Here is a 23459-nt window from a genome sequence, read left to right as displayed (position 1 = left end):
CCAAACCGGTCAGATACGAGCGAAGCGCTGTGCAATCTTGGGCAGCAGGCCCTGGAAGCGCAGAGGGGCGTCAGTCACTGCGAGACAAATGCAATCCTCGTGAATGTCTGCCACCGGCGTGTGATGCATATCGCTGTCGGCTACTTCGACATCGCCGCGCGCGAAGTAGTCGTCCTCGTCCTGAAACGCACCCTGCAACACCATCGTCATTTCGATGCCGTTGTGCCCGTGATCAGGCATTGCAGCGCCAGCAGGGATGTAAAGCAAGCGGGCCGACGCATCCTTGGATGTGGGCAGTATGGCCTGCTTCACGCCCATGCCAACCGACCGCCACTTCACATTGTCGAAGCCGCCGCCCACGTAATCGAGCAACGGTTGCGGAAGGACGGCATCGCGCATCCGTGGTGTGCGTATCTCGTCCGGGGTGCCACCGGCAATCAGTGCCATTGTCGCGGCAAAGCTGCCCGGTGTCAGGGCAATGTCGTTGCCAGGTGCCTGGTCCAACACCTCGCCCCCGAGAGCGTCGTAGCTTTCAACAACCGCGCGGCACTCGTCGCAGAGGGAAACATGCGTCGCGACCATCAGGTTGAAGGCCTCGGGCAGCGTCCCGGCTGCATAGGCCATCAGGATGTCATCCGTCAGGTGATGTGTGATCTTCTGTTCCATATCCGTCACTTCATCGCGTGGCGCAATCGCTCCAGCGCCAACCTAATCCTTGATTTGATCGTGCCCAGGGGCAGACCGGTTTGATCGGCGATTTCGCTATGGGACAGGTCCCCGAAATACGCCTTTTGTATCAGTTCCCGCTGGGCTGGAGGCAATTCGGCAATCGCCCGGCCCAACTGTTCGCTTTCCTGTTGCAGGGCCATCACATCGGCCTGATCAGGTTCTTCTTCGGGGCCCCATGCCAGATCTTCGGGCTCAGGGCGGCGCTGCTTGCGCAGCACGTCAATCTTTCGGTTCCGCGCGATGGTGAAGATCCAGGTCGCCACCGATGCCCGCGCGGGATCGAACATGTTTGCCTTGTGCCAGCAGGTGGCCATGACCTCCTGCGCGACTTCTTCGGCCAGCGACGCATCTGCGCCGGATTTCATCAGGAATCCTTTGACCCGCGGGGCAAAGTGACCGAACAGCGCCGCAAAGGCCGCCTGGTCCTGATGATCCCGGATCCGGATCATGTGGTCGACCCACTGCATCCGTTTTCCGTCGCTGTCTTTCATGAGTGCCGGTCCTGTCGCCGCCCCCGGAAACATTCCGACGGCTGGCTGCGCATCTGTTTCAGACGTGTCTAAACCCGCAAACATGAACCGTCTACGCGACACGAGAGCATTCGGATCAAAAATAAATGTCTGGTTTTTGTGCATCCGGTTGCGCCATCCCTGCGTAAACAAAAGCAAACCTAAAGACGCACGGGACACTACAACTTATGCCATTTGAATCTGCTACGACTGCTCCGAAGCGCATTGCCGTGATCGGCGGCGGCATTTCCGGCATGGGTGCAGCCCATGCGCTGGCGTCCGACCATCGCGTCACGTTGTTCGAGGCCGAACCGCGCCTGGGCGGCCACGCCCGCACGATTATGGCGGGCAAGCGGGGCGATCAGCCAGTAGATACCGGCTTTCTGGTGTTCAACTACGCCAACTATCCAAACATGGCGGAACTGTTTGCTGAGCTGGACGTGCCGGTTGTCAAATCGAACATGAGCTTCGGTGCGTCCATTGACGGCGGGCGGCTGGAATATGGTTTGGCCAGCCTCGACGCCCTCTTTGCTCAGCGGCGCAATGCGTTGAACCCGAAGTTTCTGGGCATGGTCCGCGACATCTTCCGCTTCAACAAGCATGCCCTGCGCGTCGCGAATGAAGATCGCTCTCGTACCATTGCGCAGTTTCTGGACGTGATGGGCACAGGTGACTGGTTCCGCGATTTCTATCTGCTGCCGCTCAGCGGTGCGATTTGGTCCACGCCGACCGAGAAGATCATGGATTTTCCGGCCCACGCGATGATCCAGTTTTTCGAGAACCACGCGCTGCTCAACCATACGGGCCAGCACCAATGGTACACGGTCAACGGCGGTTCGGTTGAATATGTGCGCCGGATCGAAGCGGCGATGCTAGGCAATGGCGTGGACATCAGGCTTGGCGCGCCGGTGCAATCCGTCCGTCGGACAGCGGGCGGCGCGCAGGTCAAGGCGTGGGGCGGCGAATGGGAGATGTTCGACGAGGTCGTCTTTGCCACCCATTCCGACGACAGCCTCAAGCTGCTGGCCGACCCGACTGAGGCGGAGCAGGCAGCACTCGGCGCCGTGAAGTACCAGCCCAACGACGTCGTCTTGCACCGTGACGCGGCCATCATGCCCGAGCATCGGCAGGTCTGGTCCAGCTGGGTCTATACCGAGGACAAGGGCGTCCAGTCCGACCGCATCGACCTGACCTATTGGATCAACTCGCTGCAGCCTATCCCGATGGACGACATTCATTTCGTCACGCTGAACACCAAGCGTACGATCCGCGAAGAGATGATCTATGACCAGACCGTGCTGCGCCATCCGGTCTATGACCTCGCGGCGCTGGCGGCGCAGGAGCAGGTGCGGGCGATGAACGGGTCGAACAACACGTGGTACTGCGGGGCCTGGATGCGGCACGGGTTCCACGAGGATGGGCTCTCCTCCGGCCTTGACGTCGCCCGCGCCCTGCTGCGCACCCCGCAATTGCAGGTGGCCGCGGAATGAGTGCAACCGTTGATCATATCGCGGGTGTGACCTTTCACGGGCGGAAGGGGGCCATCGACAATGCCTTTCGCTACACGGTCGATTACATGCTGCTCGATGCCGAGGCTGAGCTGCGTCTGCCGGGCCTGTTCGGGCGCAACAAGCGTGGGTTGATGGCGCTGGATGACGTGGATCACGGCGGCGCGCCCAAGGCCGGTCGTGGAGCCGCGTGGGTGCGAGAGGTGCTGCAGGCGCATCAGATCACGGGCGTCGCCCGGATTGAGTTACTCGCGCAGCCCAAGGTTCTGGGCCACGTGTTCAACCCCGTCAGCTTCTGGCTGTGCCGCCGTGCCGATGAGGAGATGATCGCGGTCATTGCCGAGGTGACAAACACTTTTGGCGACCGGCACAGCTATCTTGTGAACCACCCGGACCTGCGCCCCATAGCTGCCGAAGATCGGCTGCGCGCGACCAAGATCTTCCATGTCTCGCCCTTCCAACCCATTGAAGGCGGATATGAATTTCGTTTCGACATTCGCGATGACCGGATTGGCGTCTGGATCGACTATTCCCGCGACGGTGAGGGCGGGTTGATTGCCACACTCACGGGGCGCCGTTGCCCTCTTACCAACCGCGCGATCCTGCGGGCCGCTCTGCGCCGCCCGCTGGGCTCGCGCCGGGTGCTGGCGTTGATCCACTGGCAGGCACTGAAATTGTGGTGGAAACGCGCGACCTATCGCGCCCGTCCGCTGCCTCCGTCGGAGGAGGTGTCGCGGTGAGCAATGCGCAGCCCACACGTCTGCCAGCCTACGCGGTCTTTGCCGCGTTGCTGAGCGCGGCCGGGCTGCCGATTTACATCCATGCACCCAAGTTTTACGTCGATGAGTACGGTGTGTCGCTTGCCGCCTTGGGCGCCGTTTTGTTTGGCTTGCGTCTGCTGGACGTGGTGCAGGATCCGCTCTTTGGACGGCTGTCCGAAGCGCTGCGGTCGCGTCGGGGGGTGGCCGTTCTGATCGGCTGCGCTGTCATGGCGCTGTCGATGTTGGGGCTCTTTGCCGTGCCGCCGCTTCTACCGCCGTTGGTGTGGTTTGCGCTCATGCTGACGGGCGTGTTTTCGGCCTTCAGCTTCCTGACGATCAACTTCTACGCCCAAGGGGTTGTGAAGGCGGATCGCCTGCCCGGGCAGGGGCATTTGATGCTTGCGCGCTGGCGCGAGACCGGGGCGTTGTTGGGCGTTTGTGTGGCCGCCATTGCGCCGGTCATGCTGGGTGGTTTCATCGGGGCACCCTTTGCCGGGTTCGCGGTTGGATTTGCCGTTCTGGCCTTTGCGGCGCTGGTGATGATGCGGGGCGAGTGGGTTAGTGATGGCTTGCCGCCGTCGGTGGGGTTCAAGGCGGTGCTTGGCGATGCGCTTGCGCGCAGGCTTTTGCTGATTGCGCTTGTTAATGCGGCACCCGTGGCAGTCAGTTCCACGCTGTTTTTGTTCTTTGTCGAGAGTAGGTTGGAGGCGCCCGGCTTCGAAGGACCGCTGCTTTTGCTGTTCTTCCTCTGCGCCGCCCTGGCAGCCCCAATCTGGGGGCGTTTGGCTGAACGCTACGGCCCCAAACCCGTGCTGTTAAGCGCGATGGTCTTGGCGATTTGTGCCTTTGGATGGGCCGTTACACTGGGGCCGGGCGACTGGTTCGCCTTTGCGATCATCTGTGCCTTGTCTGGTGCCACCCTGGGCGCCGACCTGACTGTGCTGCCTGCCGTGTTTGCCACCCGCATGGCGCGCATCAGCCCCTCGGCGTCCGAAGGGTTTGGCCTGTGGGCCTTTGTGTCGAAATTTACCCTGGCCTTTGCTGCCGTCACCCTGTTGCCCGCGCTTGAGCGGGCCGGTTTCGACAGCGGTGCGGCCACCCATCCGCCCGAAGCGCTGACGCTTCTCACGCTGCTCTATGCAGCCGTGCCTTGTGGCCTCAAGGTCGTGGCCATCGCGCTGCTTGCCACGACAGATTTGAAGGAGACGTGACATGGACGGTTTGATCTTTGCCCTTGTCGGGGCTGTGTTCGTTTTGCTGATTGGCTGGAGCCGGTCGCGCTATGCCGACTTTCTGGCGCAGAGCCCCGAAGACTATGCACTGGGCAACGGGCCGCAATTCGATGTCCGTACGCATCTGAATGGACCGATAATTTGTGAGGGCGTGATCTTCGGTCCGACAGGGCGTGTGTCGTCGCGGTTTGTCGGAGAGTTCGATTGCAAGTGGGAAGGGAACACCGGCGTCATGGACGAGGTGTTTACCTATGATGACGGGTCGCAGCAGACGCGCGCGTGGAGGTTAACCATCGGAAATGATGGAAAGATTCTGGCGCGCGCGGATGACGTTGTGGGCGACGGGTCGGGGCAACAATCCGGCAATTCGGTGCAGTTGAAGTACAAATTCCGCCTGCCGGAAGCGTCGGGTGGGCATGTGCTCGACACAGTAGACTGGATGTATCTGGCGCCGAACGGAACCATCGTGAACCGGTCGCAGTTTCGGAAATACGGGATCAAGGTGGCTGAGCTGGTGGCGACCATGCGCCCCGCAAATGAAGAGTTGAAAGAAGCAGCATGACTGACAATTCCCTGAGCGGCAAACGATACTGGCTGGTGGGCGCGGGCGACGGGTTGGGCCGCGCGCTGGCCCATTGCATGAGCCGCGCAGGGATCGAGGTGATCGTGTCGTCGCGCAGCGAGGACAAGTTGAAAGAACTGGTCGAAGAGCTGCCGGGGAAGGCATCTTACCAGACCATCGACATTGCCGATGACGACAGCGTCAAGGCCGCTGCCGAGGCGGTGGGCGAGATTGACGGACTGGTGCTACTGGCCGGAGTTTATTGGCCTTTTTCGGCCAAGGAGTGGAATGCCGAACAGGCCACGACGATGGCGGATGTGAACTTTACCGGCTTCATGCGGGTACTGGGACAGGTGGTTCCTGCCTTTGTCGCGAAGGACGCGGGGCATATCGTTTTGACCTCGTCCCTGACGGGTTTCAGGGGGCTTCCGGGGTCGATTGGGTATACCGCGTCGAAGGCTGCGACGATGTCGCTTGCTGAGTGCATGTACGCCGATTTGAAGGACACGGGCGTACGGGTGCAGGTGGCCAATCCGGGCTTTATCAAGACGCAGTTGACGGACAAGAACGACTTCAAGATGCCGTTTATCATGGAGCCGGAGCAGGCCGCGCGTGAGATGTTCGAGCACATGCTGACCGATGGGTTCAAGAAGAGTTTTCCGACCTTCTTTTCGCTGCTGTTTCGCGGGTCCCAGTTTCTGCCCGACTGGCTGTACTACCGTATCTTTGCCTGAGCACCGCGCGCCGGGGTTAACGGGGCGTGCGATGGTTGATTTTTGGTAAAACGCACATTTTGAGCGTGAAATTGCGCGTTTTGCAGGGGCGCGTCGGCCCCTGTTTTTCGGCGGATTCCCGAAACTACACATTTTGGCGTCAAAACTGCGTATTTTGGAGAGCGCAGGTGTGTTAAACTCCTGTTCAGACTTGGCCCGCGTTAAGGTTTGGGCAGAGCGGTTAGCTTCCTGTTCAGATTTTCCTGCGGGTAAGCGTCCCGGCCCTTCCCTCGCGGCGGCAAAACCGCCTGTCGTGCGATGGTGGAGAGTTTACCTTGCAAGAGAAGGGAGCGGGTTCCGCGTCCATTTGATCCGGATCAAGGCCCACCTTCCTTGTGTGCGCAAAGGTCTGGTCAGGAGGGTTGTTTATGGACCTTGAGATTGAGCGCGCCGTGGTGGCGCAGGTGGTGTTGATGGGCCGCGAGTTGGAGCGGGCCGAGGCGGAATTGCGCGGGCTGATCGACCGGCTGGATACGGACGAACAGGCCGAGTTGATCGCGATCATGTGGGTCGGGCGCGGCGCGTTCGAACCCGATGACTGGAGCGAGGCGCTGCATACCGCCGAAGCCGAAGCCACCACGCCCTGTGCGGACTACCTGTTGGGCACGCCGCATTTCACCGATCATCTTGAGGCGGGGATGGAGGCGTTGGGCCTGCCGCTTGGGGATGATGAGGATGCGCTCTTGCGGTGAGGGTGTGGTGAACCCCGCCCTACGGCGTGTGGTCGACGATGGCGAGGTGTTGGGCGAGGCGGCTGATTTCGTCCATCCAGTTGGCGACGAGGTGCCCGTCGGAGGGTGCTGCGTGAACGCCCGGTTTGATCGCACCGCCCTGGGCCGCCTGAACCGCAAGTGAGACCGGGATCGACACGAGCCGTGCCATGGCCGTGCCGCGCGCGTCGCCCCAGGCATCCATCACATAGGTTTGGTGCCAAGCGGTGCCTGTCGCGTTTTCAGCCATGAGATCGACGCAGAGGATCACGCGGTCGGGCTCACCCTCGGCATAGCTGTTTTCTACCAGCAGTTTGTCCGACATTTCGGCCAGCCGCGTGTCGCTGGGGTTGGTTTCGATCTCTGCAAAGACGTCTTTCCATGCGTCCGCCCAGCCGTTGAGCCGCAGGGTGCCGCGGACGAACTCATGCACCTCCCATTTCGGGTCGAAGCCGTATTCGGCCATGAAGGGGAGGCTGTCGCGGTTTGGGTAGACCTCGAACGTTTCTGGCTGCGGCAGCGGGGCGGAGTACGTGGTGATCGCGTCCCAGGGTTTGGTGACCGTCAGTTCTTCGCCTGCTCGTATGGATTTGGAGGGGGATTTGAGGGCTTTTAAAACGCCGACCGGTGCCCAGCTGAATTTGTAGCGGAAGGCGTTGGCGTGTTTGGGGACACCGCCGCAATAGGATGTGAAGCTGATCCGGTTGCTGTCGTCATAGGCGCCTGAGTTGCGGTAGGCAGCGACGAGGTGGTGCGCCATCAGGTGGTCGATACCGGGGTCGAGGCCCACTTCGTTGACCAGTGCCACGCCTGCTTCCTTGGCCTTTTGATCGAGTGCGCGCATTTCCGGGGCGATGTAGCTGGAGGAGACGAAGTGCGCTTTGGCGTCGATCGCGGCCTGGGCCAGCGGGACGTGCCAGTCGCCGGGCAGCATGGAGACCACGGTGTCGCCCGGTTGCAGGGCGTCCTTGACTGCGTGGAGGTCGAAGGCGCGGATGTCTTGCGTGTAGCTGCCAACGGCGTCCCGTGCTTTGGCCACCGTGCGGTTCCAGACTGTGACCGGGTAGCCCAGCTCGATCAACCGTTTGAGGCCGGGGATGGCGGAGAGGCCGGTGCCGCACCAGTGGATAGTCATGCGTTGCGTCCTTTGTTGGCGGTTGGACTGGGGTTCCACCCCAGACCCCGTCGTATTTTCAGTCAGAAGAAACGGATTGTGTGGCCTGGTCGAAGGTGTGTTTTGCCCGGCCCCAGACGTTTGCGGTCAGATCATGCAGCGTCAGGAGGCTGGGCAGCAGCTGGTCGGCGTAGTCTTCGCTGCTTTCGACCGGGAGCATGGAGGGCAGGTTGTCGATGGCGGTGACGTCGAGTGGGGGGCTGTCGTGGACCCGGAGTGCGGGGGCGTCCCATGTGGTGGTGCGGTCGTAGACCTTGATCGGGGAGAAGTCGCTGTCGGGGTCGCAGGCGATGTCGCCGATGACGGTCAGCTTGCGGGGTTTGTGGGGTGTGTCGGCGGGGACGAAGACCGGCGTGCCGGGCCGTGCGAGGATGCAGTTGAAGAAGAGGTTGTGTTGGAGGATTTCGGGGAAGGGTCCGCCGTGTTTGGTTTCTTCGATGTCCCAGCGGGTGGTGGGCACGCCCATGACGGTGCAGAGGTCTGCGGCCCCTGAGGCGACGCGGCCCAAGGCGCCGATGATGAGGGCGGTGGGCCGCTGGGTGCCCGTGGCGACGAGGTCGGATTGGAGTTCTGCCAGCAGGTGGTTGGAGCTGGGGTAGGCCTGTACCGGGCCTGCGGTGCGGCCGTGTTGTTGGGCGATCCAGCATTTGAGGGCGACTGCCGCGCCGGCGTAGCCCGCCCAGTAGCCGAAGGCGGCGACCCGTTTGCCTGCCTCGTCGACGAGGTATTCGAGATCGTAGAGGGTGCCGCCGCCTGCCTTGAACCGTTGCAGGAGGATCTGGCCCGCGGGCTGCCCCTTGTAGGCGTGGCCGAACATGATGTGTTTGTGCGGCAGGGGCGTGCCATCTTCGGGGAGTTCCTTGAGGCCGAAGATGATCGCGTTTTCCGGCGCGCTGGGCCATGCGTTTTCAGGGGCGATGGTGGCGCCCGCCTGGGCGTAGCGGTCCGTCGGGATGCAGCGGGTTTGGCTGTCTTCGACTGTGACCTTGATCCCGGCGGCGATGAGTTTGGCCGTGCCTTCGGGGGTGAGGCCCACGCGGTCTTCGTTGGCGCGTTGTTCGGCGCGGACCCAGAGATGTGTCATCCGAGCATTCCTTTGGCGCGGATGGTTTTGACGCTGTCGCGCGCTTCCATCGCAGCCATGAAGGTGCGGAGTTTGGGGAAGGGGGCGAGGTCGACGCCATCGCCCGGCAGCCATGTGCAGACCATGAAGAGGTAGGCGTCGGCCAGTGTGAACGTGTCGCCGAGGATGTAGGGGCCGACGAGGCAGTCGGTTTCGACGAATTGGGCGGAGGCGGTCATGGTCTCGGGGACTTTGGCTGTCATGTCTTGCCAGCTGGATTCGTTGTCCGCCCAGCGGTGGCCGCGCATTTTGTGGGCGTGGTTCACGTGCATGGTGGAGGCAAGGTAGTACATGACGCTGCGCGCCTTGGCTGCCTGGATCTGGTCCGTAGGCATGAGGCCCGGCGTTTGTGTCGCGATGTAGTCGAGGAGCGCGCCGGTTTCGGTGAGGATCGTGCCGTTTACGTCGAGGGCGGGGACGCGGCCTTTGGGGTTGATGGCCGTGTAATCGGGGGATTGCTGGTCACCCGCTGCGAAGTTGAGTTGGTGGGTGTCGTAGTCTAGCCCCGCCTCTTCCAGTGCGATGGCGACGGCGATCGAGATGGTGCCGGTGGCGTAGTAGAGTTTCATCTTTGGCCTCTAAACGTGCGTTTGAGCGTGGTGGCGGTCGGGGTGTTCGAGGTGCGGGACGGCATTGAACATCACCGGCGACCATGTGCCGCCGATGGGGTGCAGGCGGTGCATCGACGTGTTCATGATCGCGAGCGCCACGTTCGCCATGGCGGTGACTTCGAGCCCGAGGTGGAGCCGCATGGTCATGGCGATGAGTCCACCCGAAGTGACGACAAGGGCGGGGCCCTCACCTTGGCCGATCTCGGTTAGCGCGTCCTTGATCCGTTTTTCGAACTCGGAGAACCGTTCGGGGACGTTGTCGAGTTTGTCGTCTTGCCAGTGGGCCAGTACCTTGGGGAAGTGGTGGACGAATTCCGAGGGCGCGGTGGGAACGGGGATGCCGTGCTCGACCTCCAGGGCTTGGGCCATGGTGAAGTATTCAAGTTCGTTCAGGCGTGGGTCTTCGGTGGCCTTCATGCCTGTGTCCATGCCTTTGGCCGTTTCGCGGTGCCTGCGCAGGGTGCCGGTGTAGAGCCGTGTGTGGTGCTGGTGCGTGGACCGCATGTGGTCGCCGAGCCAGGCCGATTGTTGGTGGCCGAGGCCCGAGAGCTGGTCGTAGCTGGCTTCGTCCTTGGCATGGGTGTTGGCCTGGCCGTGGCGGATAAGAGTGATGTGGGACATGGGTGCCTGTTGTTCAGTTGTCCCTGTTCTAGGCCGGTGCTGTGCCTGTGGAAAGTGCGGGAGCCTCCGGCGGGAGTTTATTTTGCAAGATGAAGGGTGGATCAGGCGCGTTGGAGGCGGCCGACGAAGGCGGGGAGGAGGATTGTCAGGAAGAGGAGGCGGGAGACGTGGGCAGCCGCGACGAAGCCGGGGTTTGCGCCGAGGACGACGCCCATTGCGATCATGGTCTCCAAGCCTCCGGGGGCGAAGGCGATCAGGACGTGGGTGGGGTCGAAGCCGAGTGTGTAGGCGACCGGGATCGCGGCGGCGAGGGCCATCAGGACCGTGAGTGTGGTGACGGTGAGCCCTGCCAGAAGCGATTGGGCAAGGGCGCGGCGGGTGATGCCGTTGAACCGTGCGCCGATCAGGGTGCCGACGGTCATCAGCCCGGCGTAGCTGAGCCAGGGGTGCATGACCCCCGGTGTGACCTCGGTCGCGTGACCGAGGGCGGACGCGACCATGCCACCGATCAGGAGCGGCGCGGGCAGACCGATCTTGTCCAGTGCGTAGCCGAGGGCGAGGCCTGCGATGAGGAGGAGGCCGAGGTGGGTCCACGCCATCGGAGGGCCGGGGGGCAGGACCTGGCCTGTGAGTTCGAAGCCGAAGGCCAGTGCGATGGCGGGGACGGTGAGGGTGAGCGCGAGGAGCCGGACGGACTGGATCACGACGATGCGTGTGGTGTCGAGGTTGAGGCCGGTTGAGAGCCCCACGACGAAGCTGAGATGGCCGGGTGTCGCGGCGAGGTAGGCGCTGCGTTTGTCGAGGCCGAAGCCGTGGTGCAGGAGCCTGCCGCAGAGCCAGAGCGTGGCCCAGAGCATCAGCCCGAGGGCGGCGAAGGCGAGGGGCCAGCGCAGCATGGCCTCTGTTGCGTTGCTGTCGACGCCGCTGCCGATGGAGACGCCCACCAGCAGGAAGACGAGGTTGCGCACCGTGTCGTCGATGCCTGTGCGCAGCCCTGCCAGGGCGGCGAGGCTGACCACCAGTGCGGGGCCTGTAAGCACCGCGATGGGGGCGCCGATGGCTTCGGCGATCCCGGCGCCAATCGCGCCGACGATGAGGGTTTGGGCTGTGATGCGGAGGCTGTCGGGGGAGGGACGTGCGAGCATGCCCTTTGGCTATCCTTGTTGCCGGGGGTGAGCAATGGTTGCGGATCGGAAACCTACATGGCGCAAAACCGGGGTGCGGTGTCGGGATTGGGAGTCACGGGATTGTGCGCGCTCTCCTATATCTATGGCAGAACAGGGAGATTTGGCGCATGTCTGACAAGGTGACGTTCACGCTGGATGGACAGGAAGTGCAAGCCGAGGCGGGCATGACCATCTGGGAAGTGGCCCATGGTCGTGGTCTGGTGATCCCGCATCTGTGCCACAAGCCTGCACCGGGGTACCGCCCCGACGGAAACTGCCGCGCCTGTATGGTCGAGATTGAAGGTGAGCGGGTTTTGGCCGCGTCCTGCATTCGCGAGCCGTCCGAGGGCATGGTTGTGACCACAAATTCTGCGCGCGCCGAGTCTGCGCGCAAGATGGTCGTTGAGATGCTGGTCGCGGATCAACCCGAGCGCGATGTGGCGCATGACAAGTCCGCCCATCTTTGGGACATGGCCGAGATGAACGGTGTGTCCGAGAGCCGCTTTCCGAAGCTGGAAGAGGGGCGGATTCCGCTGCTGGACGATTCCCATGTGGCGATGTCGGTGAACCTGGATGCCTGCATTCAGTGCGGGTTGTGCGTGCGCGCCTGCCGCGAGGTGCAGGTCAATGATGTGATCGGCATGGCGGGGCGGGGGCATGATGCTTATCCGACCTTCGATTTTGCGGACCCGATGGGCGAGAGTACCTGTGTTGCCTGTGGCGAGTGTGTGCAGGCCTGTCCGACTGGCGCTTTGATGCCGTCCACGGTCGTTGATGACGCGCAGGTGGGCGACAGCAAGGATTACGACAGTGAGGTCGAGAGCATTTGCCCGTTCTGTGGTGTGGGCTGTCAGGTGTCGCTGAAGGTGAAGGACGGCAAGGTCAAATATGTCGAGGGCATCAATGGGCCTGCCAACGAGGGGCGGCTCTGTGTGAAGGGGCGCTTTGGCTTTGACTACATCCATCACGATCACCGTCTGACCAAGCCGCTGATCCGGCGGGAGGATGCGCCCGCCAAGGGGTTGAACGTGGACCCCGGCGATTGGTCGACGCATTTCCGCGAAGCCTCCTGGGAGGAGGCGCTGGATTTTGCGGCGAACGGGTTGAAGGGCAGGGGCCGTGAGGTTGCTGGTTTCGGGTCGGCCAAGTGTACCAACGAGGAAGCCTATCTGTTTCAGAAGATGATCCGGCAGGGCTTTGGCCACAACAACGTCGACCACTGTACGCGGTTGTGCCATGCGAGTTCTGTTGCTGCGTTGATGGAGAATGTGGGGTCGGGGGCTGTGACCGCGACCTTCAACGAGATCGAGAATGCGGATGTGGCGATTGCGATTGGATGTAACCCGATCGAGAACCACCCGGTTGCCGCCACTTATTTCAAGCAGTTCACCAAGCGTGGCGGGAAGCTGATTGTCATGGATCCGCGTGGGCAGGCGCTGAAACGCTTTGCCAGCCACATGCTGCAGTTCCGGCCCGGTGCCGATGTGTCGATGCTGAACGCGATCATGCATGTGATCGTGGAAGAGGGTCTGTATGACCAGCAGTATATCGACGCCTATACCGAGAATTGGGAGGCGGAGAAGGACCACCTTGCGGGCTTTGCGCCCGAGAAGATGGCGGAGATTTGCGGGATCGAGGCGGATGTGTTGCGCGATGTGGCGCGGACCTTTGCTGGCGCGAAGTCGGCGATGATCTTTTGGGGCATGGGTGTGTCGCAACACATTCATGGGACCGACAATTCGCGCTGTTTGATTTCGCTGGCCTTGATGACAGGGCAAGTGGGGCGGCCCGGTGCTGGCCTGCACCCGCTGCGGGGGCAGAACAATGTGCAGGGGGCCAGCGACGCGGGTCTGATCCCGATGTTCCTGCCGGATTATCAGACGGTGACGGATGATGGCGTGCGCTCGGCGTTCACGGACGTTTGGGGGTCTGGTGACTTCTCCAACGAGAAAGGTCTGACCGTGACCGAGATCATGGATGCGGTGCACGCGGATCAGATCAAGGCGATGTACATTCTGGGGGAGAACCCGGCGATGTCGGACCCCGATGTGGAGCATGCGCGCGATGCGCTGGCCAAGCTGGATCATCTGGTGGTGCAGGACATCTTTATCACCGAGACAGCGAATTATGCGGATGTGATCCTGCCCGCGAGTGCCTTTGCCGAGAAGACGGGCACCGTGACCAACACGAACCGTCAGGTGCAGATGGGTCGCCCTGCGGTGCCGCCACCCGGTGAGGCCAAGGAAGACTGGTGGATCGAGGTGGAACTGGCGAAACGGTTGGGCCTCGGGTGGACCTATGAAAGCCCGGCGGATGTGTTTGCCGAGATGAAGCTGAACATGAAGTCGCTCGATAACATCACCTGGGAGCGGCTGGAGGGGCAGAATGCTGTCACCTATCCGTCGCTGAGCCCGGAAGATCCGGGGCAGGCGATTGTGTTTGGTGATGGGTTTCCGCGCCCGGATGGACGGGCGCGCTTTACCCCGGCTGCCGTGATTGCGCCGGATGATGTGCCGGATGTGGAGTATCCAATGATCCTCACGACAGGGCGGCAGTTGGAGCATTGGCATACCGGGTCGATGACCCGGCGTGCGACCGTGCTGGATGCGGTGGAGCCGGAGGCGAATTGTTCCTTGCATCCGTCGACCCTGCGGAAGCTGGGTGCGGTGCCGGGGGATACGGTGCGTTTGACCACCAAGCGCGGGTCGATCGAGATCATGGCGCGAGAGGATCGGGCGGTGTCGCCGGATATGGTGTTCCTGCCCTTTGCCTATGTGGAGGCGGCGGCGAATATTCTGACGAATCCGGCGGTGGATCCATACGGCAAGATTCCGGAGTTCAAGTTTTCTGCCGTACGCGTCGAGGCCGTTGAAGGGGCCGCGGCGGCGGAGTGATCCAGATGTGCGCCTGACGGCGCGCGCGATCTATTTTTGCTGACGAGGGGCGCTGCCCCTCGAGCTCCCCGTGGTATTTCTGGTCAGAAGAAGGGGATTGCGTTGGCGTTGAATTCTGAGCGGTTTTTGGCGGATTTGCATGTGCTGCGTTCCTTTGGGGCGTCGGGTGTGGGCAAGGGCGTGGTGCGGCCTGCGTATTCCGAGGCGGACATGGCGGCGCGGGATTGGTTGGCGTCGCGGATGGCTGAGGCTGGGCTTGAGCCGCGCTTTGATGCGACGGGGAACCTGTTTGGGTTGGCGGAGGGGCCTTCGCTGCTTTTGGGGTCGCATTCGGACAGTCAGCCGCAGGGCGGGTGGCTGGATGGGGCGCTGGGCGTTGTGGCCGCTTTGGAGGTTGCGCGGGCCAGTGTGGAAAATGGTGATCCGGCGATTTCGGTGGTATCCTTTCAGGATGAAGAGGGCCGGTATGGCGTGACCACCGGCTCGAATGTGTGGACTGGCGGGCTGTCTTTGGCCGAGGCGGATGCGTTGGTGGACCATGAGGGTGTGGCGCTGGGCGATGCGCGTCGGGTTGTCGGGGATCGCATTGGGGCACCTGTTGATCCGGGGCGGTTCACCGGGTTTGTCGAGTTGCACATCGAGCAGGGGGCGACCTTGGATGCCGCTGGTGAGCAGATTGGCGTTGTAACGGATATTGTTGGTATTCGGGATAGGGTCATCACGCTGACCGGGCAGCAGAACCATGCTGGCACCACAGCTATGGCGCTGCGGCGGGATGCGTTTCAGGGGCTTGTGGCTTTTTCCAGCCGGTTGAATGAGCGGTTGCGGAATGTGGTCACGCCGTCATCGGTCTGGACCATTGGGCATGTGACTGTGGCACCGAATGCGTCGTCCATCGTGCCGGGGCAGGTGCGGTTTTCCATGCAGTGGCGGGATGGAGATGCAAATCGGCTGGCGCGGATGGAGGCGGTGATCGAGGAGACCTTGGCCGAGGTGGCTGACGAAATGGATCTTGGTGTTGAAAAGGGGCCTTTGTTGGGGTTGGAGCCTGTGGCGATGGATGCTGATCTGCGCGCGCGTTTGGAGGCGGGGGCGGAGGCCGTGGCACCGGGGAAGTGGCGGCGCATGCCGTCAGGGGCGTTGCATGATGCGACCAATGTGGCGCGGGTGATGCCTGTGGCGATGCTGTTTGTGCCGTCCATCGGCGGGATCAGTCATGCCTTTGAGGAAGATACGGATGAGGCCGATCTCGTGGCGGGCCTGCGAGTGCTGGCCCATGCCGCGGGGCTTCAGGCTTTGGCGTAGCCCCGTCTGAGCGCGCGTTGCCGGTAGCGGTCGGCGGCGGTGGAGGCCGCGCGCAGGTCGCTGTGGCAGGTGATGCGGCGGCAGGGTTTGCCCCCTTTGACGCCCCATTCGATCACTACCGATGCTTCGGCGAAAAGGTTGAACGTGATTTCGACACGGTAGAACCGGGCGTCGTCAGAACGGTAGAGGAGCGCTTCGACCATGGGGTGATTCTGCCACGGGTTGAATCCTCATGTCCACTGCACATCGCCCAGAAAGATGTAACCGGCGCCGTAGATCGTTTTGATCAGGCGGGGGTTCTTGGGGTCTTCGCGCAGCTTGGTGCGCAGGCGGCTGATGCGGACATCCATGGCGCGGTCAAAGCTGTCACCCGCGCCGCCGCCCAGCATTTCCTGCATCTGGGCGCGGCTGATGAGCCGTTTGGGCGCGTCGAGGAAGAGGCGGAGCACTTCGCCTTCGGCATGGGAAAACGGGGTTTCGCTGCCTTGGTCATCGGTCAGCGTGTAGCTGTCGAAGGAGGCGGTCCAGCCGTTGAAATTGGCGATCTGGCCGGTTTGCGTTGTGGCTTTGGGGGTGCGCAGGCGGACGCGGATGCGCGCGACGACCTCGGCCGGGTCGAAGGGTTTGATGATGTAGTCGTCGGCGCCGAGTTCTAGGCCCGTTACGCGGTCCTGTACCTGTGCGCGGCCCGAGATGATGATGACTGCAGCGCCTTGTTCGAGGGCGAGTTTGTGAACCAGCGTCAGACCGTCGGTGTCGGGCAGGCCGAGGTCAACGAGGCATACGTCGGGTTTGTGGGTTTTCAGCGCCGCTTCGAAGGCGGAGGCGCGGGAGAAGGAGAGGGTGCGAAACCCGGCCTCTTCCAGCGCATCGGCGAGGATCGTGCGGATCGCCGGTTCGTCGTCGAGGATGGTGACAAGGGGCTGGGTCATGCGGCGTCTGCCTGCAGAAGAGCGGCGAGGTCCGAGGCTTCGAACGGTTTGCGCAGGACAGGAGCGGTGCGGCTTGCCGTGTGGAAGGTCGGGTCACTGGGCAGGAGCGAGGTCATCAGGATCACGGGCAGGCTGCCGTTCAATTGGGTGGCGAGGTCAATGCCAGTGCGGGTGCCGGAGCCGAGGTTGATGTCCGACAACACGAGGCCGATGTCGGGCAGGTCGGCGGTGAGGGCTATGGCCTCATCCACGCCTGCGGCTTCGATCACGGCGTGGCCCATGCCCATCAGGAGGTCGCGGTAGTGTTGGCGCAGGTCGGGGTCATCCTCGACCAGCAGCACGAGGGCGCCTGCGAGTTGCGGGGCGGGGCGCAAGGGCAGGCGCAGGCGGACTTGCGCGCCGACGTCGCCGTTGCCGAGTTTCAGATCGCCGCCTGCGCGTTTGGTCATGTCGTAGACCATGGGCAGGCCCATGCCGGAGCCTTCGCTGCCTTTGGTGGTGAAAAACGGATCGAATCCGTGTTCGAGCGCCTCGTTCGAGAAACCGGGTCCGGTGTCGGTGACGATGAATTCGAGCCAGGTGTCGTGGACGGGACGAGCAGTGAGCGTGATCTCTCCGGCCGTGCCGCAGGCGTCGCGGGCGTTGAGGATGAGGTTCAGGAGGCTGTCCTTGACCAGGCCCGGGTCCAGCATGTGGGGGCCAGTGACGGTGGTGAAGGTGCTTAGGGTGAGGCCCGGTGGCAAGGTCGATTGTGCCATGGTGGTGACGTCTGCCAGCAGCGTTTCGATGTCCGTGGCGGCAGGGCGCATGGCGCGGCCTGCGGTCATGTCGGCGATGGCGTTGAGAAGCTCGCCGCCGCGTCTTGTGGCTGAAAGCGTGCCTTCGATCAGGTCGCTGGCGCCTTGGGGGAGGTTGTACATACGGGATAGTTTGGATTGCAGGCCGAGGATGATGGTCAGCAGGTTTGAGAAGTCGTGTGCCATGCCCGATGTCATCTGTGCCGCCAGCGTGCGGCGGCGGTTTTGTTGCAGCGCGACGCGGGCTTGCGTTTCCTCGGTGATGTCCATGGAGAGGATGTAGACGCCGCCCGAGGCTTCGGGGGTGAAGGCCACACGGATGCGTCTGGCGCTGGCTTCGTCAGTGAATTCGAACACCGATGCCTCACCCTGATAGGCGCGGGCGAGGTTTGAGGCGATGCGTCCGTATGCAAAGGCGCCGAGCGCGTCGGAGATATGTTCGCCTACGATTTCCGAGGGGCGGCTGGGGATGACCGTACTGAGCCGTCGGTTGGAGTAGGTGTAGTGCCCAGTGGCATCCACATGGGCGATGTGGGCGGGCATCATTTCGGTCGTGAGGCGGGTGCGTGCTTCGGTTTCCGTCAGTTGGCGCTTGGCTTCCTCAAGGGCGGAGACGGTGGCGGCAAGTTGGCGGTTGGTGGAGCTGAGCGCTTCGGTGTGCTGCAGGACCTGGTCGCTAAGTTCGGTGGCACGGGCACGCAGGAGCGCTTCTTGCGACTTGGTGTGGGAGATGTCGGTGTAGACGGTGACCCAGCCGCCTTGGGGGAGCGGCGACCCTTCGACAGAAATGGTGCGGCCGTTGGCGCGGGTGCGTTCCATGTAGTGCGGCTCGAACGCGAGGGCCTGGTCGACCCGTTCCTGCACGAAGGTGTCGAGATCGTCGATGGGGCCGTATTCGCCGCGCTTGGCGAGGTGGGTGATCGTCTCGCGGAAGGTCGAGCCGGGGGTGACCAGGGCGTCGGGCAGATCGAACATTTGCTGGAAAGGGGCATTGCAGACGGCAAGGCGCAGGTCGCGGTCGTAGATCGTGAGCGCTTGCGCGATCAGGTTGAGGCCAGAGGCCGTTAGGGAGGCTGTGTGATCCTGTGCCATGATCTATGGCTAGCACTGGATTTGCGCCGCGCACAACGGCTGCTGGTGGGCTGTTACAATTCGTAAGGATTGGGAAAACATCAGGAAAAAGTTGACGCGCAGCGTGAACCGGACATCCTTAGACGTGTAAGAATCGTCAAAGCGATCATGTGCGCCCCGGGGAGGGGGTGCTCGGGAGGAACATTCGTGGTCAAGTCGCCTGAAGGCGCGAACGGGCTGGTGTCCGTTCCTGCGCTGCTACATCGAAATGCCAAGGAATTTGGATCGGCCCCGGCCTATCGCGAGAAGGAATTCGGGATCTGGCAAAGCTGGACCTGGGCCGAGACGCTGGAAGAGGTCGAAGCGCTGGCGCTTGGGCTGATTGATTTGGGTGTGCAGCCCGGCGACCATATCGCCGTGATCGGGCGCAACCGGCCTTATCTCTACTGGTCGATGATGGCGGCGCAAATGGCGGGCGCGATCCCCGTGCCGCTGTATCAGGACGCCGCCGCCGAAGAGATGGCCTATACCCTTGATCATTCGGGCGCGCGTTTTGTGATCGCGGGTGATCAGGAGCAGGTGGACAAGGTCATCGAAGTGCAGGCGCAGCTGCCCGGCTTTGAGCAGATGATCTACCTCGATCCGCGCGGTCTGCGGAAATACGATCATTCGAAACTGCATCAGTATTCACATGTGCAGGATGCCGGTCGGGCCAAGCGGGATGAGTTGGCGCCGGAGATGGCGAGGCGGATTGCGGCGCTGGATTACGATAGCACCTGCGTCATGCTGTATACGTCGGGTACCACGGGCAAGCCCAAAGGTGTGGTGCTGTCCAATCGCAACGTGATCGAGACATCGAAGTCGTCGTCGGAGTTCGATGGGTTGCGGCAGAGCGATGACATCCTGGCCTATCTGCCGATGGCGTGGGTTGGCGATTTTATCTTTTCCGTTGGGCAGGCGTTGTGGTCGGGGTTCTGTACGAATTGCCCGGAAAGCGCGGACACCATGCATGTTGATCTGCGTGAGATTGGGCCGACTTACTATTTCGCTCCACCGCGCGTGTTTGAGGGGCAACTGACCAACGTGATGATCCGCATGGAGGATGCGGGCGCGTTCAAGCAGAAGATGTTCCATTACTTCATGGATCACGCGCGGAAGGTTGGCCCCGCCATTCTGGATGGCAAATCTGTAGGGCTTGTAGATCGGCTGAAGTACTCGCTGGGCGAGTTGATGGTCTATGGTCCGTTGAAGAACACGCTTGGATTTTCGCGGGTGCGTGTTGGCTATACCGCGGGTGAGGCGATTGGGCCGGAAATCTTTGATTTCTATCGGTCTTTGGGCATCAACCTGAAGCAGCTTTACGGCCAGACTGAGGCCACCGTGTTTATCACAGCGCAGCCCGATGGCGAGGTGCGCAGCGATACCGTTGGAGTGAAGTGCCCCGGTGTGGAGCTGAAGATCGAGCCAAATGGCGAGGTGTTTTATCGCTCACCTGGCGTGTTCGTGGAGTACTACAAGAACGCGGAAAGCACGGCTGACACCAAGGATGCCGAGGGTTGGGTCGCGACGGGCGACGCGGGCTTTATTGAAGAAGACACCGGGCATCTGCGCATCATCGACCGGGCCAAGGATGTGGGGCAGATGGCGTCAGGTGCGCTGTTTGCGCCGAAATATGTCGAGAACAAGCTGAAGTTTTTCCCGAACATTCTGGAGGCCGTGGTCTTTGGCAATGGGCGGGATGAGTGTACGGCATTCATCAATATTGACCTGACCGCGGTGGGCAACTGGGCCGAGCGAAACAACATTGCCTATGCGTCATATCAAGAGCTGGCGGGGCATCCGCAGGTTTTGGCGACCATCACGGACCACGTGGAAGAGGTGAACCGGTCGGTGGCCGAGGACGAGATGTTGTCGGGCTGCCAGGTGCATCGCTTTGTCGTGCTGCACAAGGAACTGGATGCGGACGATGGCGAGTTGACCCGCACGCGGAAGGTACGCCGCCGGATCATTGAAGAGAAGTACGCAGACATCATCACGGCGCTCTATGATGGATCGTCGGAGGTGTCGACGGTGACCGAGGTGACCTATGAAGATGGGCGCAAGGGGTCGATTTCGGCGACGTTGGAGATCCGGTCGGCTGTGACGTCCGCCGTGGCGCAGAAGATGGCTGCGGAATGAGGATGTCGGTGCGACGCTCGGCTGCGCCATCGCCCCGCCCGCCATCCCGTAGGGCGCGTCATGTTTGGCGAGGGGGACTTGTGGCGGATCGGCCCTCCGGGGGGAGTTTACCTAGCAAAGTGAAGAGGGTGTCAGTCTTTGTCCTCGAACACGTGCCGGACCGCGCAAGACAGGCGGTTGTCGCCTGTGAAGTAGCCGATGTTGCGGCGCATGATCTTGCGGGTTTCGACAGCGCTCAGCCCCTTTCGACGGCAGTCAAATGCGAGTTTCAGCAGGTAGCGGCGTTCAAGTGCGTCAAACATGGCAAGCCCTCCGAGGCGATGTCCGAGGGTGCGCATAAAATGGTTAATATCCCGCTGATCCCGCGGGCGATGGAGGCAGTTCATGCTTGATCAGGCCGAAGGATACGTCACTGCCGATGGCCGCAAGATCGGCGGCGTGGTGATGGAGATGAAGAACATCACCCTGCGCTTTGGCGGGGTCGAGGCGATCAAGGACATCTCGTTCGATATTCGTGAAGGAGAGATCCGCGCGATCATCGGTCCGAACGGTGCCGGCAAATCCTCGATGCTGAACGTCATCTCCGGCTTCTACATCCCGCAGGTGGGGCAGGTGTTCTACAAGGGTGCACCGCGGCCGCCGATGAAACCCTTTGAGGTGGCGCGGCAGGGGATTGCGCGGACGTTTCAGAACATTGCGTTGTTCGAGGGCATGACCGTGCTCGACAACGTTATGACCGGGCGGCTGACACATATGAAGACCGGTCTGTGGGGGCAGGCGATCTGGAAGGGCAAGGCCGAAGCGGAAGAGACCGCGAACCGGGAAGTGGCTGAGCGGATCATTGATTTTCTTGAGATTCAGGCGATCCGCAAGACGCCGGTGGCGCGCCTGCCCTACGGGTTGAAGAAACGGGTGGAGCTGGCGCGGGCTTTGGCCGCCGAGCCGTCGCTTCTGCTCCTCGACGAGCCGATGGCGGGCATGAACGTGGAGGAGAAGGAGGACATGAGCCGCTTTATTCTCGACGTGAATGACGAATTTGGGACCACGATTGCCTTGATCGAACACGACATGGGCGTGGTCATGGACCTGTCGGACCGTGTGGTCGTGATGGACTACGGAAAGAAGATCGGGGATGGATCGCCCGATGAGGTGCGCAACAATCAGGATGTGATCGACGCCTATCTTGGGGTGTCGCATGATTAAGCGGTTGGTGTCATTGGCGCTTGTCGCGATGTCCTGGGCTGGACTGGCGCAGGCGCAGGATCAGGCGCTGTTCGAAGCGGGCCTTGGGGAATGCGCGCGGTATATCGCGGCGCAACCGACCACTGTCTGGACTTCGCAGGTTGCGCCGCTTGACGTGGATGAGGATGAGGGCGGGATCAAGATGACCGTCGTCTATCCGCAAGGGTCCGGCGGCGGGTTCGACTTTGCCGTCAGCTTCGATCATGCGCGCGGCAACTCGACCACACCGGGGACATGGACGTGCAGTGGATCGGGGCCGAAGTCTCCGCAATGGCCGCAATTCAACACGACGGGTTGGATCGGGGCGGATGCGCGTTTGCGCTCGAACGGCCTGGTTGAATTGAAGTTTCCGCCGCCGCAGCGCGCCTATGCAAACTGCACCGCTGACGCGCCCGACATTTACCTGCTGTTCAATGCAGGTGACGGGGACCGCGTCGTGTTCGCGGCAACGACGGGACCGGCCGCCGCTGCGTTCTGCAGCTCCATGGGATGGAAGGGGTAAGAGATGTCGGATCAACTGATCTATGCCAGTGAGGTGTTCCTGAACGGTCTGATGGCCGGGGTGCTCTATGCCCTTGTGGCGCTTGGCTTCGTCCTGATCTTCAAGGCGTCGGGCATCTTCAACTTTGCCCAGGGGGTCATGGCATTGTTTGCTGCGATGACGCTGGTGGGTATTCAGTCGGGGCAGGTGCCCTTTGCCCATCTGATCAACGCGGTTTTCGGGACCAAGATTCACCACTTCGGGTGGGAGGTGCATTCGATCATCGCCATCATCCTGACCGTGTTGGTGATGATCCTGCTGGCGTGGATGGTGCAGCGGTTCATCTTCCGTCACCTCGTGGGGCAGGAGCCGATCATCCTGTTCATGGCGACCATTGGGTTGGCGTACCTGCTGGAAGGTGTGGCCGACCTGATGTGGGGGTCCGAGATCAAGAAGCTGGATGTGTGTCTGGCCGAGGGGACCTGTCTGCCGCAGGGCATCAACCTTGCCATTGATGAGGCGACGTTCAACCTGTTTGGCTATGGGTTCTTCATCGACAATCTGGACATTACGGCGACGATCATTGCGATTCTGCTGGTGACGGCGTTGGTGATCTTCTCGCAATATACCAAGCAGGGTCGGGCCATGCGGGCTGTGGCGGATGACCACCAGGCCGCTTTGTCGGTCGGTGTGTCGCTGAACTACATCTGGATCCTGGTGTGGTCGGTTGCGGGCTTTGTGGCCCTCGTCGCGGGCATCATGTGGGGTGCGAAGTCCGGCGTGCAGTTCTCGCTGTCGTTGATCGCGCTCAAGGCGTTGCCGGTGCTGATGCTGGGCGGCTTTACCTCAATCCCCGGCGCCATTGTCGGCGGGCTGATCATCGGGGTTGGCGAGAAGCTGTTCGAGTTCTTCATGTCCTCAGGTGACCTCGCCGGCGCGCTCTTTGGTTTCACCATGAACGCGACCGAGAACTGGTTTGCTTATGTGCTGGCGCTGATCTTCCTCGTGTTCCGCCCGCAGGGCCTGTTTGGGGAGAAGATCATTGAGCGTGTGTGATCTTTGGTCGGGTGACTGCGTGAG

23 protein-coding genes are annotated in these 23459 nt (G+C 62.0%); 12 read left to right on the top strand and 11 right to left on the bottom strand.

Annotated elements, in window-relative coordinates:
- Positions 1–9 precede the first annotated feature (9 nt).
- Both KUV51_RS09185 and KUV51_RS09180 read right to left on the bottom strand, forming a co-directional pair.
- A complete protein-coding gene (locus tag KUV51_RS09185; RefSeq protein ID WP_222521342.1) occupies positions 10–666 on the bottom strand; it encodes a ChrR family anti-sigma-E factor in 657 nt (218 codons plus the stop codon).
- A gap of 5 nt (positions 667–671) precedes the next feature.
- Positions 672–1220 carry a sigma-70 family RNA polymerase sigma factor gene (locus KUV51_RS09180; protein WP_410001071.1) on the bottom strand — a complete coding sequence of 183 codons (549 nt, stop codon included), beginning with the start codon at positions 1218–1220 and terminating at the stop codon, positions 672–674.
- A 206-nt stretch (positions 1221–1426) separates the two neighbouring features.
- Between KUV51_RS09180 and KUV51_RS09175 the strand changes: the two genes are divergently transcribed.
- From KUV51_RS09175 to KUV51_RS09150, 6 genes are all read left to right on the top strand, one after another.
- Positions 1427–2728: an NAD(P)/FAD-dependent oxidoreductase gene (locus tag KUV51_RS09175; protein WP_222521341.1), complete on the top strand. Its 1302-nt coding sequence runs from the start codon at positions 1427–1429 to the stop codon at positions 2726–2728.
- Positions 2725–3486 carry a DUF1365 domain-containing protein gene (locus KUV51_RS09170; protein WP_222521340.1) on the top strand — a complete coding sequence of 254 codons (762 nt, stop codon included), beginning with the start codon at positions 2725–2727 and terminating at the stop codon, positions 3484–3486. Before KUV51_RS09175 ends, KUV51_RS09170 begins: the two co-directional genes overlap by 4 nt.
- A complete protein-coding gene (locus KUV51_RS09165; protein WP_222521339.1) occupies positions 3483–4718 on the top strand; it encodes an MFS transporter in 1236 nt (411 codons plus the stop codon). Before KUV51_RS09170 ends, KUV51_RS09165 begins: the two co-directional genes overlap by 4 nt.
- A gap of 1 nt (position 4719) precedes the next feature.
- On the top strand, positions 4720–5301 hold the full coding sequence (locus tag KUV51_RS09160) for a DUF3833 family protein (protein ID WP_222521338.1): 582 nt from the start codon (positions 4720–4722) through the stop codon (positions 5299–5301).
- Complete coding sequence (locus tag KUV51_RS09155; protein ID WP_222521337.1) at positions 5298–6035, top strand: SDR family NAD(P)-dependent oxidoreductase; 738 nt, start codon at positions 5298–5300, stop codon at positions 6033–6035. Before KUV51_RS09160 ends, KUV51_RS09155 begins: the two co-directional genes overlap by 4 nt.
- A gap of 407 nt (positions 6036–6442) precedes the next feature.
- Positions 6443–6766 (top strand): DUF3775 domain-containing protein, encoded by a 324-nt coding sequence (locus KUV51_RS09150; RefSeq protein ID WP_222521336.1) that lies wholly within the window; start codon positions 6443–6445, stop codon positions 6764–6766.
- 19 nt (positions 6767–6785) lie between these two features.
- On the opposite strand, the gene KUV51_RS09145 is transcribed toward KUV51_RS09150, so the two are convergent.
- From KUV51_RS09145 to KUV51_RS09125, 5 genes are all read right to left on the bottom strand, one after another.
- Complete coding sequence (locus KUV51_RS09145) at positions 6786–7919, bottom strand: saccharopine dehydrogenase C-terminal domain-containing protein (protein ID WP_222521335.1); 1134 nt, start codon at positions 7917–7919, stop codon at positions 6786–6788.
- Positions 7920–7977: 58 nt separating this feature from the next.
- The gene (locus KUV51_RS09140) at positions 7978–9042 is read right to left on the bottom strand and encodes a saccharopine dehydrogenase (protein WP_222521334.1); all 1065 of its coding nucleotides are present in this window, start codon (positions 9040–9042) and stop codon (positions 7978–7980) included.
- Positions 9039–9650, bottom strand: a complete 612-nt coding sequence (locus KUV51_RS09135) for a glutathione S-transferase family protein (RefSeq protein WP_222521333.1) — start codon at positions 9648–9650, stop codon at positions 9039–9041. The genes KUV51_RS09140 and KUV51_RS09135 overlap by 4 nt, the downstream gene beginning before the upstream one ends.
- A gap of 9 nt (positions 9651–9659) precedes the next feature.
- A complete protein-coding gene (locus tag KUV51_RS09130; protein WP_222521332.1) occupies positions 9660–10313 on the bottom strand; it encodes a histidine phosphatase family protein in 654 nt (217 codons plus the stop codon).
- A gap of 101 nt (positions 10314–10414) precedes the next feature.
- Positions 10415–11353 carry an AbrB family transcriptional regulator gene (locus tag KUV51_RS09125; RefSeq protein ID WP_222521331.1) on the bottom strand — a complete coding sequence of 313 codons (939 nt, stop codon included), beginning with the start codon at positions 11351–11353 and terminating at the stop codon, positions 10415–10417.
- Positions 11354–11607: 254 nt separating this feature from the next.
- Between KUV51_RS09125 and fdhF the strand changes: the two genes are divergently transcribed.
- Complete coding sequence (gene fdhF, locus KUV51_RS09120; RefSeq protein ID WP_222521330.1) at positions 11608–14373, top strand: formate dehydrogenase subunit alpha; 2766 nt, start codon at positions 11608–11610, stop codon at positions 14371–14373.
- 102 nt (positions 14374–14475) lie between these two features.
- Complete coding sequence (locus tag KUV51_RS09115; protein WP_222521329.1) at positions 14476–15678, top strand: hydantoinase/carbamoylase family amidase; 1203 nt, start codon at positions 14476–14478, stop codon at positions 15676–15678.
- Here the strand turns inward: KUV51_RS09115 and KUV51_RS09110 are convergent.
- The 3 genes from KUV51_RS09110 to KUV51_RS09100 are packed head-to-tail and all read right to left on the bottom strand — an operon-like array spanning position 15663 to position 18499.
- Positions 15663–15881 (bottom strand): WGR domain-containing protein, encoded by a 219-nt coding sequence (locus KUV51_RS09110; RefSeq protein WP_039685520.1) that lies wholly within the window; start codon positions 15879–15881, stop codon positions 15663–15665. The genes KUV51_RS09115 and KUV51_RS09110 overlap by 16 nt on opposite strands.
- Positions 15882–15908: 27 nt before the next feature.
- The gene (locus tag KUV51_RS09105) at positions 15909–16610 is read right to left on the bottom strand and encodes a response regulator transcription factor (protein WP_222521328.1); all 702 of its coding nucleotides are present in this window, start codon (positions 16608–16610) and stop codon (positions 15909–15911) included.
- Positions 16607–18499 (bottom strand): PAS-domain containing protein, encoded by a 1893-nt coding sequence (locus KUV51_RS09100; RefSeq protein WP_222521327.1) that lies wholly within the window; start codon positions 18497–18499, stop codon positions 16607–16609. The genes KUV51_RS09105 and KUV51_RS09100 overlap by 4 nt, the downstream gene beginning before the upstream one ends.
- Positions 18500–18685: 186 nt before the next feature.
- On the opposite strand from KUV51_RS09100, the gene KUV51_RS09095 reads away from it, so the two are divergent.
- Positions 18686–20656: an AMP-binding protein gene (locus tag KUV51_RS09095; RefSeq protein WP_315898810.1), complete on the top strand. Its 1971-nt coding sequence runs from the start codon at positions 18686–18688 to the stop codon at positions 20654–20656.
- Positions 20657–20787: 131 nt separating this feature from the next.
- Here KUV51_RS09095 and KUV51_RS09090 read toward each other — a convergent pair whose 3' ends face one another.
- On the bottom strand, positions 20788–20958 hold the full coding sequence (locus KUV51_RS09090) for a hypothetical protein (RefSeq protein WP_222521325.1): 171 nt from the start codon (positions 20956–20958) through the stop codon (positions 20788–20790).
- 82 nt (positions 20959–21040) lie between these two features.
- On the opposite strand from KUV51_RS09090, the gene KUV51_RS09085 reads away from it, so the two are divergent.
- Genes KUV51_RS09085 through KUV51_RS09075 form a run of 3 tightly spaced genes read left to right on the top strand, consistent with a single transcriptional unit; the run spans position 21041 to position 23435 of the window.
- Positions 21041–21859, top strand: coding sequence for an ABC transporter ATP-binding protein (locus KUV51_RS09085; RefSeq protein ID WP_222521324.1), 819 nt, complete (start codon positions 21041–21043; stop codon positions 21857–21859).
- Complete coding sequence (locus tag KUV51_RS09080) at positions 21852–22400, top strand: hypothetical protein (RefSeq protein WP_222521323.1); 549 nt, start codon at positions 21852–21854, stop codon at positions 22398–22400. The genes KUV51_RS09085 and KUV51_RS09080 overlap by 8 nt, the downstream gene beginning before the upstream one ends.
- 3 nt (positions 22401–22403) lie before the next feature.
- A complete protein-coding gene (locus KUV51_RS09075) occupies positions 22404–23435 on the top strand; it encodes a branched-chain amino acid ABC transporter permease (protein WP_222521322.1) in 1032 nt (343 codons plus the stop codon).
- The last annotated feature ends 24 nt before the right edge of the window (positions 23436–23459 follow it).

It is taken from the genome of Tateyamaria omphalii (genome assembly GCF_019802125.1).
GTDB lineage: Bacteria > Pseudomonadota > Alphaproteobacteria > Rhodobacterales > Rhodobacteraceae > Tateyamaria > Tateyamaria omphalii_B.
Note: the sequence above shows the minus strand (reverse complement) of the source record. Positions and strands in the feature narration are given on the sequence as shown.